This is a genomic window from Gemmobacter fulvus (assembly GCF_018798885.1).
Taxonomy (GTDB): domain Bacteria; phylum Pseudomonadota; class Alphaproteobacteria; order Rhodobacterales; family Rhodobacteraceae; genus Gemmobacter; species Gemmobacter fulvus.
This window is the reverse complement of sequence record NZ_CP076361.1, coordinates 354200-367153: the sequence shown is the minus strand read 5'-3', so window position 1 is coordinate 367153 and position 12954 is coordinate 354200. Positions and strand designations below refer to the sequence as shown.

At 64.7% G+C, this 12954-nt stretch carries 10 protein-coding genes; 8 read left to right on the top strand and 2 right to left on the bottom strand.

All coding sequences use genetic code 11. The annotated features are described in order from the left end of the window. Positions 1 to 26 precede the first annotated feature (26 nt). From KM031_RS01685 to ispG, 4 genes are all read left to right on the top strand, one after another. Positions 27 to 602, top strand: a complete 576-nt coding sequence (locus tag KM031_RS01685) for a DUF4189 domain-containing protein (RefSeq protein WP_215504101.1) — start codon at positions 27 to 29, stop codon at positions 600 to 602. A 149-nt stretch (positions 603 to 751) separates the two neighbouring features. After that, complete coding sequence (gene hemA, locus KM031_RS01680) at positions 752 to 1987, top strand: 5-aminolevulinate synthase (RefSeq protein ID WP_215504102.1); 1236 nt, start codon at positions 752 to 754, stop codon at positions 1985 to 1987. A gap of 115 nt (positions 1988 to 2102) precedes the next feature. Further along, positions 2103 to 3368, top strand: coding sequence for a helix-turn-helix domain-containing protein (locus KM031_RS01675; protein ID WP_215504103.1), 1266 nt, complete (start codon positions 2103 to 2105; stop codon positions 3366 to 3368). Between the two features lie 101 nt (positions 3369 to 3469). Beyond that, positions 3470 to 4597 (top strand): flavodoxin-dependent (E)-4-hydroxy-3-methylbut-2-enyl-diphosphate synthase, encoded by a 1128-nt coding sequence (gene ispG, locus KM031_RS01670; protein WP_215504104.1) that lies wholly within the window; start codon positions 3470 to 3472, stop codon positions 4595 to 4597. A gap of 12 nt (positions 4598 to 4609) precedes the next feature. On the opposite strand, the gene KM031_RS01665 is transcribed toward ispG, so the two are convergent. After that, on the bottom strand, positions 4610 to 5512 hold the full coding sequence (locus KM031_RS01665) for a LysR family transcriptional regulator (protein ID WP_215504105.1): 903 nt from the start codon (positions 5510 to 5512) through the stop codon (positions 4610 to 4612). 90 nt (positions 5513 to 5602) lie between these two features. Here KM031_RS01665 and KM031_RS01660 point away from each other — a divergent pair, with 90 nt between their 5' ends. Beyond that, a complete protein-coding gene (locus KM031_RS01660) occupies positions 5603 to 6811 on the top strand; it encodes an MFS transporter (RefSeq protein ID WP_215504106.1) in 1209 nt (402 codons plus the stop codon). 45 nt (positions 6812 to 6856) lie between these two features. On the opposite strand, the gene KM031_RS01655 is transcribed toward KM031_RS01660, so the two are convergent. Next, positions 6857 to 7612 (bottom strand): DsbA family protein, encoded by a 756-nt coding sequence (locus KM031_RS01655; RefSeq protein WP_215504107.1) that lies wholly within the window; start codon positions 7610 to 7612, stop codon positions 6857 to 6859. A gap of 110 nt (positions 7613 to 7722) precedes the next feature. Between KM031_RS01655 and KM031_RS01650 the strand changes: the two genes are divergently transcribed. The 3 genes from KM031_RS01650 to KM031_RS01640 all read left to right on the top strand — a co-directional run bounded on the left by KM031_RS01650 (position 7723) and on the right by KM031_RS01640 (position 12881). After that, positions 7723 to 8874, top strand: a complete 1152-nt coding sequence (locus KM031_RS01650; RefSeq protein ID WP_215504108.1) for a pyridoxal phosphate-dependent aminotransferase — start codon at positions 7723 to 7725, stop codon at positions 8872 to 8874. Positions 8875 to 8943: 69 nt separating this feature from the next. Then, positions 8944 to 10149: an N-acetylmuramoyl-L-alanine amidase gene (locus tag KM031_RS01645; protein ID WP_215504109.1), complete on the top strand. Its 1206-nt coding sequence runs from the start codon at positions 8944 to 8946 to the stop codon at positions 10147 to 10149. Positions 10150 to 10322: 173 nt separating this feature from the next. Continuing rightward, positions 10323 to 12881: a penicillin-binding protein 1A gene (locus KM031_RS01640; RefSeq protein ID WP_215504110.1), complete on the top strand. Its 2559-nt coding sequence runs from the start codon at positions 10323 to 10325 to the stop codon at positions 12879 to 12881. Positions 12882 to 12954: the final 73 nt, after the last annotated feature.

Genomic DNA, 12954 nt, shown 5'->3' with positions numbered 1-12954 from the left:
GGGCCAAGTGCAAGGGAGATGTTGCGATGATGTGGTTTGGTGCGCCTGCCCTCGCGGGGCTGTGCTGTCTGACATTGGCCGGGGCCGCAGCGGCGGAATCGCTGACCGGCAAGGCGGCGGCAAAGCTGATGTATCCGGCAGAGGGATCCGCCGTGGAAATGCAGTCGCAAGAGGGGCTGAGCGCGCAGGATACCGCCGCCCTGACCCTCGTGGGCACCGGACAGCCCTATTACGGGGCGATTGCGATTTCACCCGCCGAGGGGCTGATGGTCGAGGCGACGGTCGCTTCAGTGAACTATCACGATACCGATGCGGCGCAGGCGGCGGCGCTGAAGGGCTGCGAGGCCAAACGCAAGGGCGCTGTGGCCTGTCAGGTGGTGGCGCTGATCCGCCCCGAAGGCTGGGAAGCCCGCGACCTGCAACTTTCGGCGGATGCCACGGCGGCGCTAAAGGCGCATTATGCCGCACCGGGGGCATTGGCGATTTCGGCCTCGACCGGGCTTTTCGGCCTCGCCAAGGGTGACGCGGCTGGCGATGCGGCGGTAAAAGCCTGTGAAGACAAGGCCAAGGCGGGCGATTGCACGGTGGTGATTGCCGATTAAACGGGCCAAAAGTCGGAATTGACGGCAGGGGTGGCAAAATGCCCTCTTTGCGATGCAGGATTTGACCAATATCAAGGCGCTGAAAATTCAGGCAGCCTAGAGACAGGCCCAGCAGAGCGCGGATCTTGCCGCGCGCCAGGGAGACGGACATGAGCCACGAATTCGATTATGATGCGGCGCTCGACAGCGCGATTTCCCGTCTGCATGACGAGGGGCGCTATCGCACCTTCATCGACATCGAACGGCGCAAGGGCCATTTCCCCCATGCGATCTGGCGCAAGGCGGATGGCACGGAAAAGCCGATCACCGTCTGGTGCGGCAATGACTATCTGGGCATGGGCCAGCACCCCGAGGTTCTGGCGGCAATGCACGAGGCGCTGGACGCCACCGGCGCCGGGTCGGGCGGCACGCGCAACATCTCGGGCACCACGGTCTATCACAACCGGCTGGAGGCCGAGCTGGCAGACCTGCATGGCAAGGACAAGGCGCTGGTGTTTTCGTCGGCCTATGTCGCCAATGACGCCACGCTGTCCACGTTGCACAAACTGTTTCCGGGGCTGATCATCTATTCGGATGCGCTCAACCATGCCTCGATGATCGAAGGCATCCGGCGCAATGGCGGCGCGCGGCGTGTGTTCCGCCACAATGACGTGGCACATCTGCGGGCGCTGATCGCGGCGGATGATCCGGCGGCGCCCAAGCTGATTGCCTTCGAATCGATCTATTCGATGGATGGCGATTTTGGCCCGATCAAGGAAATCTGTGATCTGGCCGAAGAGGTGGGCGCGCTGACCTATCTGGACGAGGTGCATGCCGTCGGCATGTATGGTCCGCGCGGCGGCGGCGTGGCCGAACGCGACGGGCAGATGGCGCGGGTCGACATCATCAACGCGACGCTGGGCAAGGCCTTTGGCGTGTTTGGCGGCTATATTGCGGCCAGCGCGAAAATGATTGATGCCGTCCGGTCTTATGCGCCAGGCTTCATCTTCACCACCTCGCTGCCGCCGGTGATTGCCGCCGGGGCCGCCGCCTCGGTGCGGGTGTTGAAGACCGCGCAGCATCTGCGCGATGCACAGCAGCTGCACGCCAATATCCTCAAGATGCGGCTCAAGGGGCTGGGCCTGCCGATCATCGACCACGGCTCGCATATCGTGCCGGTGCATGTCGGCGATCCGGTGCATTGCAAGATGTTGTCCGACATGTTGCTGGAGCAATTCGGCATCTATGTGCAGCCGATCAACTTCCCCACCGTGCCCCGCGGCACCGAGCGTTTGCGCTTCACCCCGTCGCCCGTTCACGATGCGGCGCAGATTGACGCAGTTGTGATGGCGATGGATGCACTCTGGCGGCATTGTGCGCTGAATCGTGCCGAGCTCTCTGCCTGAAAGCCTTCTGCGGGTGCAAAAGGCGCTTGCCCTGTGCTAGCGTTAGCCCCAATAGAACGCATGAGTCGCGGGGCAACGCGACTCGATAACGGCAAGACAGCACGGGGCAGGGCGCATGATCTGGCGGAGGACGAAACCTTCGACGACAGAACTCGACAAACCAAAGGGCTTTGACGATTTCGAACTGCGCTTGGGCGATGTGATGCGCGGTGAGCGCGCCACACTGGGCAAATCACTTCTGGATGTTCAACGCGAATTGAAGATCAAGGCGACCTATATCGCCGCGATCGAGAATTGCGATGTGTCCGCCTTTGAAACACAAGGGTTTGTGGCCGGTTATGTCCGGTCTTATGCGCGCTATCTGGGCATGGACCCGGACTGGGCGTTCAAACGCTTCTGTGCCGAGGCGAATTTTGAAGTGGCGCATGGCATGTCTGCCGCAGCCGCCCCGGCGGCGATCACCGCCGCGCGGTCGCGCAGTGCGGCGGCAGAAAACCGTGATCCGCTGGCCAATCCCAATGCGCTGTTCGTGCCGCGCAGCGAAAGCTTCCTCAGCCGGGTCGAACCCGGTGCCGTGGGCTCGTTGCTGGTGCTGGTCGCGCTGATCGGTGCGCTGGGATATGGCGGCTGGTCGGTGTTGCAGGAAGTGCAGCGCGTGCAACTCTCGCCGGTGGAGCAGGCCCCCTCGGTCGTGGCCGAGATTGATCCGCTGGGCAATATTGATGGCGTGGCGCCGATGGTGCGCTCGGCCCCGGCGGCGGGCGATGTTGCCGTGGCAGATGCCTCCACGGTGCAGAATCCCGATCTGATGAACCGGCTCTATCGCCCCGAGGCGCTGGATGTGCCGGTGATGGTGTCGCGTGACGGCCCGATTGCCAGCATTGATCCGCGCCAGACCGGCACCTATCCGGGCATGGGCATGGCGATTGCCCAGGCGGGCAGTGCAGCGACCACGCAGCCCGATCTGGTGCAGGCTGATGGCAGTACCGCTGCCGCTGCATCCGATGGCGTGCAGGTGATGGCCGATGCCAAGCAGGGCATCGAAGTGCTGGCCGTGCGCCCGTCCTGGGTGCGCGTATCGGCGGCAGATGGCACCGTGCTGTTTGAAAAGATCCTGAATGCCGGCGAACGTTATCAGGTGCCGACGATGGAAGAACCCTCGACCCTGCGGTCGGGCAACTCCGGTTCGGTCTATTTTGTGGTGAACGGCCAGACCTATGGCCCCGCCGCCCCCGGCCCGCAGGTGGTGAAGAACATCGCGCTGACCCAGGATGCGCTGACGCAGAAATATGCCGTGGCGGATCTGAGCGATGATGCCGATCTGGCGCGCATCGTGAACGTGGCCCAAGCCGATCAGGCCGTGGCAGCACCCAGCGAGTGACCGCTCTCAAGCAGGTTTGATGCACAGGGCCCCGGCAGCAGTTGCTCCGGGGCCTTTGCGTCTTTATGTATCGCGCGAAGCTTTCCGAAAGGCGCAGACCCATGTCGCATAATCCGATCCGCCCGTGGCGCAACATGGACCGGCGCAAGTCGCGTCAGATCATGGTGGGCAAGGTGGCCGTGGGCGGGGATGCGCCGATTTCGGTGCAGACCATGACTAATACCATTACTTCGGATGTGGCGGCGACGCTGGAACAGGTGCAGCGCTGCGCGGTCGCCGGGGCCGATATCGTGCGTATCTCCACCCCGGACGAGGACAGCACGCGGGCGCTGAAGGCCATCGTTGCCGAAAGTCCGGTGCCGATCGTGGCCGATATCCATTTCCACTACAAACGGGCGATTGAAGCCGCCGAGGCGGGGGCGGCCTGTCTGCGCATCAACCCCGGCAATATCGGCGATGCCAAGCGCGTGGCCGAGGTGGTGCGCGCGGCCAAGGATCACGGCTGTTCTATCCGTATCGGCGTGAACGCCGGCTCGCTGGAGCGGCACTTGCTGGAGAAATACGGCGAGCCGTGCCCCGATGCGATGGTGGAAAGTGGTCTCGATCACATCAAGCTGTTGCAGGACAACGATTTTCACGAATTCAAGATTTCGGTGAAGGCCTCGGACGTCTTTCTGGCCGCCGCCGCCTATCAGGCACTGGCCGATGCCACCGATGCGCCGATCCATCTGGGCATCACCGAGGCGGGCGGGCTGGTGTCCGGCACGGTGAAATCGGCGGTGGGGCTGGGCAATCTGCTGTGGTCCGGCATTGGCGATACGATCCGGGTCAGCCTGTCTGCCGATCCGGTGGAAGAGGTGAAGGTTGGTTACGAGATCCTGAAAAGTCTGGGCCTGCGCCATCGCGGCGTCACCATCATCTCCTGCCCCTCCTGTGCGCGGCAGGGGTTTGACGTGATCAAGACGGTGTCGGCGCTGGAAGACCGGCTGGCGCATATCACCACCTCGATGAGCCTCAGCATCATCGGCTGTGTGGTGAACGGCCCGGGCGAGGCGCTGATGACCGATATCGGATTTACCGGCGGCGGGGCCGGATCGGGCATGGTGTATCTGGCGGGCAAACAAAGCCACAAGCTCAACAACGAGCAGATGATCGACCATATCGTCGAGCTGGTCGAAGAAAAGGCCGCGTCCATCGAAGCAGCCGAGGCGGCGCAGGCGGCAGAGTGACATCCGCCCGCCTCAGGCGGGCAGATCGAGCCGCTGGATCGACTGGGCCAGATGGTCGATGAAGGCGCGCAGGCGGGCAGTCAGGCTGTGCGCCGACGGATAGACGAAATACATGCCGCGATGCGGTGTGGCCCAGTCGGGCAGCACCGGGCGCAGGCTGCCATCGGCAAAGGCGGGCTGGGCCAGTAGCCAGGGCAGCAGGGCCACTCCGGCCCCGGCCACCACCGCATCCCGCACCGCCAGAAATGAGCCGAGCGCAAGGCCCGGGCGCGGCGCAATTTCCACCCGTTCGCCGCCATTTTCCAGCACCCAGGGGCCGATCCAGCCCGCAGCCAGCGTGACCTGCGGAAAGCCTGCCAGATCGGCAGGATGGCGGATCCTGTCCAGCCCGTCCAACCCGGGGGCGGCGGCAAGTGTGGCATGGCCATGCAGCAGCAGGCGGGCGATCTGGGTGGAATCCTCCAGCGGGCCAAAGCGGATCGCGCCGTCAAAGCCTTGTTCCAGCAGATCCGGCGTGCGGTCGAGGAAATGCAGCTCCAGCGTCACCTCGGGGTAGGTGGCGCGAAACTCGGCGGCGATGCGCCCCATCATCACATGGCCCATCACCGGCGGCACCGCCAGCCGCAGATGACCCTTGGGCGCACCGCCCTGTTCGCCCAAGGCGCGGCGGATGTCATCGGCCTCGCCCAGCAAACGCTCCACCCGCAGCGCCAGAACCTCGCCTTCCTGCGTGATGCGCAGATGGCGGGTGCTGCGTTCAAACAGCCGGGTGCCCAGCAACGCCTCGAGATCGGCAATCCGTTTGGAGAGGGTGCTTTTGGGCACCCGCAGCGCCAAGGCCGCTGCCGTGAACGATCCTTCGCGGATCACCGACCGGAAGGCGCGCAGGGCGGCAAGATCAAGTTCATTGTCCATAATCGTGGATTATAATTCCAAATGAGGCTGACTTGTCCAGATTTATGTTTTGCCCCAGATTACCAGCGGAAACCTGCGAAAGACATTGATATGACCGACGTTCCGAAACCGGGGCGGCGGCTGACCGTTTCGGTTCTGCTGCTTGCTGCCATGACCATCATGGCCAATGCCACGATTGCCCCCTCGCTGCCTGGCCTCAAGGCGCATTTCGCCGATGTGGCGGGGATTGATACGCTGACCGGGCTGATTCTGACCCTGCCGTCACTGGCGATCATGCTGAGCGCGGGGCTGGTCGGCTGGATGGCCGACCGTTTCAGCCGCCAGACCATGCTGGCGGCCTCGGCGCTGGCCTATGCGATTGGCGGCACCACGGGGCTCTGGGCCGAAACCCTGCCGCAGCTTCTGGCGGGGAGGTTGCTGCTGGGCTTTGGCGTTGCAGGCACCATGACGCTGAGCATGGCCTGGGCGGCGGATCTGTGGCAGGGCGCGGCGCGCGAACGCTATCTGGGCTGGCAGGGCGCTGCGATGTCGGGCGGCGGCATCGTGGTGATGCTGCTGGGCGGGGCACTGGCGACATTGCATTGGCGCGGGGCGTTTGCGGTCTATGCGCTGGTGCTGCCGATTGCGGCTTTTGCGCTGGTGATGCTGGCCCCCCACGCGCGGCGGCTGCGGGCCGAGCGCGGGCTGCGGGTTGCCACGCCCTCGCGGGTGGAGGGGGCCTTTCCGTGGCGCGCCTATGCCGTGGTCGGGCCGCTCGCGTTTCTGTTCATGGCGGCATTTTATGTGATGCCGACGCGTCTGCCCTTCCTGCTGGGCGAGATCGGGATCAGCAATACGCTGGCTGTCGGGGCGCTGATGGCCTCGATGACCGTGGCCCAGATGCCGGGCGCGCTTCTGTATGGGCGGATCCGGCGGTTTCTGTCACCGATGGCAATCTTTGCCATGTCTTATGTGCTGATGGGGCTGGGCGTGCTGATCATCGCGCAGGCACAGGGGCCGGGGCTGGTGGTGGCCGGTGCGCTGGTGGCGGGGATCGGCATGGGGCCGTCGCTGCCAAATTACACGGCTTATTTCATGGGCTTTGTTCCGGCGGCACAGCGGGGCCGGGCTTCGGGCCTGCTGACCACGGCGTTTTTCGCCGGTCAGTTCGCCTCGCCGCTGATTTCGGCACCGCTGGTACTGGCCTATGGCCTGCGCGGCGCGTTTGACGTGATGGCACTGGGGCTGATGGCGCTTGGCCTGATGCTGGGCCTCGTGATGCTGGCCCAGCGGGGCACTCCGGTGGCGGAACCCCGGTAAGACAGCGCCGGGAGCTTGGGCCAGCCCCACACCCCCGGCACCGTGTCAGCCGTCTTTGCGCTGGCCATCGACGATCTGGCGCATGGCATCCAGCGGCACGTAACCGCGCACCATGGTCTGATCAATGATGAAGCTGGGCGTGCCGTTGATCTGTAGCGTCGTGCCCAGATCGTGATTGGCCTGAATGACGGCCATCACCTCGGGCGTGTCCATCTTTGCGAGGATTTCGGCGCTGTCGAGACCGAGTTCTGTTGCAAGGGCGGCCATCGCTTCGGGCGTCGCATCACCGCGCAGGGTGATCAGCGCGTCATGCGCCTTCTTGTAGGCCGCGTCGCCCGCCACCTGTTTCACCGCAATGGCGAATTGCGACGAGATCATCGAGCCTTCGCCGAGGATCGGGAATTCCTTGACCACAAAACGGATGTTGCCATCGGTTTTCACCAACTCTTCGGTTTCTTCATAGGATTTGCGGCAATATCCGCAGCGATAGTCGATGAATTCAACCATGGTGATATCGCCATCCGGGTTGCCGCCGACCCATGAGACGCCGTCATTGAAGATCGCCTCCTTGTTTTCGGCCATCAGCGCCAGATCGGCCTGCGCGGAATCATCCTGCTGACGTTGTTCCAGCACGGCGATGGCTTCCATCAGCACTTCGGGGTTTTCCATCAGATAGGCACGGACCTGCGCGCCAAAGGCGTCGCGTTCGGCATCCGTCATCGCGGCGGGGTCGAAGGCCTGTGCGGGCATCGCAAGCAAAAGGGCCAGCGCGGTGCCAGCAAGGAAGGTCTTCTTGGTCATCTGTCTCTCCGTAGGGCAAGGTGGGCGCAGAGACCGGGCTGGACCCGTGGCCCCGCCTTGACGCGCGCGCCCCGCCGGGCCAGTGTCGCGCCGACTTTAAGGGGGTGCGGATGCAGGTTTCAAGACGTGGTGTTGTCGATCCCTTCATCGTGATGGATGTGATGGAGGCGGCGCGGGCTGCCGAAGCCGCGGGGCGGCACATCATTCACATGGAGGTGGGCCAGCCGGGCACGGGGGCACCCGCACCGGCGGCGCAGGCGCTGGCACAGGCGATGCAGACCGGGCCTTTGGGCTATACCGTGGCGCTTGGCCTGCCGGAACTGCGCGCAGGCATCGCGGCGCTGTATCGCCGCTGGTATGGGGTGGATCTGAACCCCGAGCGGGTGGTGGTGACGGCCGGGTCTTCTGCCGCCTTCCTTCTGGCCTTCACCGCGCTGTTTGAGGCGGGCAACCGCGTTGCCTTGGGCGAGCCGGGCTATCCCAGCTATCGCCAGATCCTGCGCGCGCTAAGCCTGACGCCCGTGGGCATTCCGTCCTCTGCCGCGAACCGGCTTCAGCCGGTGCCCGCCGATCTGGACGGGGTGGAGATGCAGGGCCTGATCGTGGCCAGCCCCGGCAATCCTTCGGGCACCATGCTGGATCGCGCGGCGCTGTCGGCGCTGATCGGGCATTGCGCGGCACGCGGCATTTCCTTCGTGTCGGACGAGATCTATCACGGGCTGCATTATGGCGACCGCGCGGTTTCGGCGCTGGAAATCACTGATGACTGTTACGTCATCAACTCGTTTTCCAAATATTTCAGCATGACCGGCTGGCGGATCGGCTGGATGGTGGTGCCCGAAGATCATGTGCGCGTGGTCGAGCGGCTGGCGCAGAACATGTTCATCTGCCCGCCCCATGCCAGCCAGATCGCCGCGCTTGCGGCGCTGGACTGCATTGACGCGCTGGAGGCGAACCGCGCCGTCTATGCCGAAAACCGCCGCCTGATGCTGGAGGGCCTGCCCAAGGCTGGCTTCACCCGTTTTGCGCCGCCGGATGGCGCGTTTTACGTCTATGCCGATGTGTCGGATCTGACCGATGACAGCCTGCGCTTTGCCTCCGAGATTCTGGAGGGCGCCGGGGTGGCGGTGACGCCGGGGCTGGATTTCGATCCGGCGCGCGGGGCGCAGACCCTGCGGTTTTCCTATGCGCGGGCGACGGCGGATATTGTCGAGGGGCTGGCACGGTTGCAGCGCTTCATGGCGACGCGCGCCAAAGCGTGATTTGATGGAGGCCCGTGCTGCGGTTATCCGCGCTTGGGTGTGACAATAGCGCGGGATGCGGGGGGCGGGATGCGGGCGGTCATACTGGCGCTGGCGATGATCTGGACGGTGGGATTATGGGCGGGCAACGTCGGCGCGCAGGAGCTTTCGGCACTGGCGCGGCTGGAGCCTGCGGGGTCGTCCATCACGCAGACCGGGCCTGCGCTGGAGATCACGCTTGCGCTGTCGCAGCCAGTGCCGTGGCGGGTGCGTCTGATGGCCGATCCGCCCCGGCTGGTGCTGGATGTGCGCGAGGTGGACTGGACTGGGATCGACCGCGTGCCGCGCGCCGGGATCACCGATCTGCGCGCAGGCATATTCCGCCCCGGCTGGTCGCGGCTGGTGGCTGAACTTCCGGGGCCGTTCCGCATCCGCACGGCCGGGATGGACACCGAAGGCGGCACCCATGTGCAGCTGGTGCTGGAGCCGACAACCGCCGAGACATTCGCCGCCAGTGCTGCCGCGCCCGAGCCTGCGGGCTGGGCCTTGCCTGCCCCCGCCGATCTGCCGAAACCGGCGCGTCAGGGCGAGGGGCCGCTGGTCGTGGTGCTGGATCCCGGCCATGGCGGCATTGATCCGGGGGCCGAGCGTGACGGGTTCACCGAGGCGGATCTGATGCTGACCTTTGCGCGCGAACTGAAAGAGGTGCTGCTGCGCGATGGCGGATTCGTGGTGGTGCTGACGCGCGAAGAGGATGTCTTCGTGCCGCTGGAGACGCGAATCTCGGTCAGCCGCGCGGCGGGGGCGCATGTGTTTGTCTCGCTCCACGCCGATGCGCTGGCCGAAGGCGAGGCGGTGGGGGCCACACTTTACACCCTGTCGGACGAGGCCTCGGACGCGGCGGCGAAAACGCTGGCCGAACGGCATGACCGGGCCGATCTGCTGGCAGGCGTCGATCTGACCGAACAGGATGATCTGGTGGCGACCGTGCTGATGGATATGGCCCGCACCGAAACCATGCCGCGCGTCGACCGGCTGGCGCTGGCGCTGGAAGGTGCGATCAAGGGGGCAGAGCTGAAGATGCACCGCCATCCGATTCAGGAGGCGGGGTTTTCGGTGTTGAAATCGCCCGATATTCCCTCGATCCTGATCGAGCTGGGCTTTCTGTCGTCGGAACGCGATCTGGCGCGGCTGCGCGATCCGGCATGGCGGGCGAAAATGGCGGCAGCGGTTCGGGACGGGCTGACAGCATGGGCGGCGCAGGACGCGGCCCTCTCGGGCCTCAGGCGGCAGTAACACCGTAGGCCCTGTGGGCACAAAGCCGTGTGGTCAGCGGGAAAACGCCCGGCAGGGCGGCACGGGGTTTTGACCTCTGGCCGCAGAGCGCCTATATGGGGCACATCCCGAACCCTGCTGCCATGGACGCGGGGCGCGCGCATATGTGAACGGGATCGAACGGGGGTGAATTCGTGCTGAGGTTTGTCGGGTCTTTCTTCGGAGCGATTTTCACAGCGGTGACGCTGGCGCTGTTGTTCATTGCCCTGTCGATCGGAGCGGTGTTCTGGATCTATTCGCGCGATCTGCCCAGCCACGAAAGCCTCGCCCAATATACCCCGCCGACGATCAGCCGCATCTATGACGGTGAAGGCCGCATGATCGACGAATTCGCCGAAGAGCGCCGCCTGTTCGTACCGATCGAAGATGTGCCCGACCTGATCAAACATGCGTTCGTCTCGGCCGAGGACAAGAATTTCTATACCCACAAGGGCTATGACGCGCGCGGTATTCTTGCGGCGGGCATCGAGGCGGTCACCTCGCGCGGGCAGAATGTGCGCGGCGCCTCGACCATCACACAGCAGGTGATGAAGAACTTCCTGTTGGGCGGTGAACGCAAGGCAGAGCGCAAGATCAAGGAAATCATCCTCGCCACCCGGCTGGAAGAGACGCTGAGCAAGGACAAGATCCTTGAGCTGTATCTGAACGAGATCTTCCTTGGGCAGAACTCTTACGGCGTGGCGGCAGCGGCGCAGACCTATTTCAACAAATCGCTGGTGCAGCTGGCCCCGCATGAGGCGGCGATGCTGGCCTCGATGCCGCAGGCCCCCGGCGAATATCATCCGGTGCGCGCCAAGGAGCGCGTGACCCAGCGCCGCAACTATGTGCTGCGCGAGATGTGGCAGAACGGCTATATCGACGAGGCGACCTATCTGTCCGAAAAGGACATGCCGCTGAAATCGGTGCAGAATGGCGATTACCCGGCCTTCCGCAACGGCCTGCCGCCGCGGGACTATTTCACCGACGAAATCCGCCGCCAGCTGTCGGGCAGCTTTGGCCAGCAGGAGTTCTTCGGTGGCGGCCTTGCGATTCGGGCCACGGTCGACCCCGAGCTGCAAGAGGCCGCCGCGAAAGCGCTGCGCGCCGGGCTGGAACGCTATGACCGCGGGCAGGGCGTCTGGCGCGGCACCCGCAAGACCCTGCCGGTGGAGCAGCTGACCTCACAAGACGCATGGCGCGCCGCGCTGGCCGATGTGGAAGTGCCGCGCGATATTGCGGGCTGGCATCCGGCAGTGGTGCTGGAACTGGGTGAAAGCTCGGCCCGGATCGGCATCGAAGGCGTGGATGAGGATGCCGATGGCCATTTCATCCCGGCTGAGGATGTAACCTGGGCGCGCAAGCGGCTGAAGGATGGCAAGCTGGGCAAGAAGGCCCGTGTGCCTGCCGACCTGCTCGATGTCGGCGATGTGGTGCTGGTGCGGGCTGTCACCTCGGATGACGATGGCAGCTTCAAACGCTGGTCGCTGCGGCAGGTGCCGGAAGTGCAGGGCGCCTTCATGGCGATGGATGTGTTCTCGGGCCGGGTTCTGGCGATGCAGGGCGGGTTTTCCTATCAGGATTCGGTGTTCAACCGCACCACCCAGGCCGCGCGCCAGCCGGGGTCGAGCTTCAAGCCCTTCGTCTATGCCGCCGCCTTGGACAGCGGCTTTACCCCCGCCACCATCGTGGTCGACGCCCCGATCGAGCTGAACACGCCGCAGGGCCTGTGGCGGCCCAAGAATGCCTCGAACAAATTCTACGGCCCGACGCCGCTGCGCACCGGGATCGAGCAGAGCCGGAACCTGATGACGGTGCGGATCGCGCAGGAAATCGGCATGGAAACCGTGGCCGGATATGCCGAACGCTTTGGCGTCTATGACCGGATGCAGGCCTTCCTGTCGAACTCGCTGGGCTCGCAGGAAACCACGCTGTTCAAGATGGTTGCCGCCTATGCCATGTTCGCCAATGGCGGCGAGCGGGTGGAGCCGACGCTGGTGGACCGGGTGCAGGACCGCTATGGCAAATCGGTCTACCGTCACGATCTGCGCAAATGCGAGGATTGCAGTCTGGGCACGCTGCCCAAGGGTGCCGCCCCGCGCATCAGCTCCAGCCGTGAACGGGTGATGGATCCGATCACCGCCTATCAGCTCACCTCAATGATGCAGGGCGTGGTGGAACGCGGCACGGCGCGCGGCATCAACCTGCCGGTGCCGGTTGCAGGCAAGACCGGCACCACCAATGATGCTAAGGACGTGTGGTTCATCGGCTATACGTCGAACATCGCGGCGGGCTGCTACATCGGGTATGACAATCCGCGCACGCTGGGCAGCAGTGCGTCGGGCGGCGGCTTCTGCGGCCCGGTGTTTGAAAGCTTCATGCGGACAGCGATCAAGAAATACGGCGGCGGCAAGTTCGCCGTGCCGCCGGGCGGGTATTTCATCAAGATCGACCGTTTCACCGGCGCGCGCCTGTCGGATGATGCGCAGGGCGATCATGTCGTGTCCGAGTATTTCCGCGAAGGCGAAGACCCGATCTTCGGCACCGGTCAGATGGTCGATGGCGGCTTTGGCATGGGCTCCAACCTGCCGCTGTTTGCTTATGGCGAGGCCGATACCGGCGGGGCCTCGGCCACCGTGACCACCTCGACCGGCAAGACCAGGGTTATCCCCAAGAAGGCGGACTTCGGAACGCTCAGCTCCGGCGGCCTTTATTGACCCCACTGCCGCCTGCGGCTGCCGGGTCTCTTGCCCGGCGGCCATCAAGCGGCTATCACCCGCGCCAATCCCT

What these genes read in the sequence shown, in the direction of transcription:
- KM031_RS01660 (WP_215504106.1), top strand. Translation starts at nt 5,603, where the DNA reads ATGACCGACGTTCCGAAACCGGGGCGGCGGCTGACCGTTTCGGTTCTG.
- KM031_RS01685 (WP_215504101.1), top strand. Translation starts at nt 27, where the DNA reads ATGATGTGGTTTGGTGCGCCTGCCCTCGCGGGGCTGTGCTGTCTGACA.
- KM031_RS01675 (WP_215504103.1), top strand. Translation starts at nt 2,103, where the DNA reads ATGATCTGGCGGAGGACGAAACCTTCGACGACAGAACTCGACAAACCA.
- hemA (WP_215504102.1), top strand. Translation starts at nt 752, where the DNA reads ATGAGCCACGAATTCGATTATGATGCGGCGCTCGACAGCGCGATTTCC.
- KM031_RS01645 (WP_215504109.1), top strand. Translation starts at nt 8,944, where the DNA reads ATGCGGGCGGTCATACTGGCGCTGGCGATGATCTGGACGGTGGGATTA.
- KM031_RS01665 (WP_215504105.1), bottom strand. Translation starts at nt 5,512, where the DNA reads ATGGACAATGAACTTGATCTTGCCGCCCTGCGCGCCTTCCGGTCGGTG.
- KM031_RS01650 (WP_215504108.1), top strand. Translation starts at nt 7,723, where the DNA reads ATGCAGGTTTCAAGACGTGGTGTTGTCGATCCCTTCATCGTGATGGAT.
- ispG (WP_215504104.1), top strand. Translation starts at nt 3,470, where the DNA reads ATGTCGCATAATCCGATCCGCCCGTGGCGCAACATGGACCGGCGCAAG.
- KM031_RS01655 (WP_215504107.1), bottom strand. Translation starts at nt 7,612, where the DNA reads ATGACCAAGAAGACCTTCCTTGCTGGCACCGCGCTGGCCCTTTTGCTT.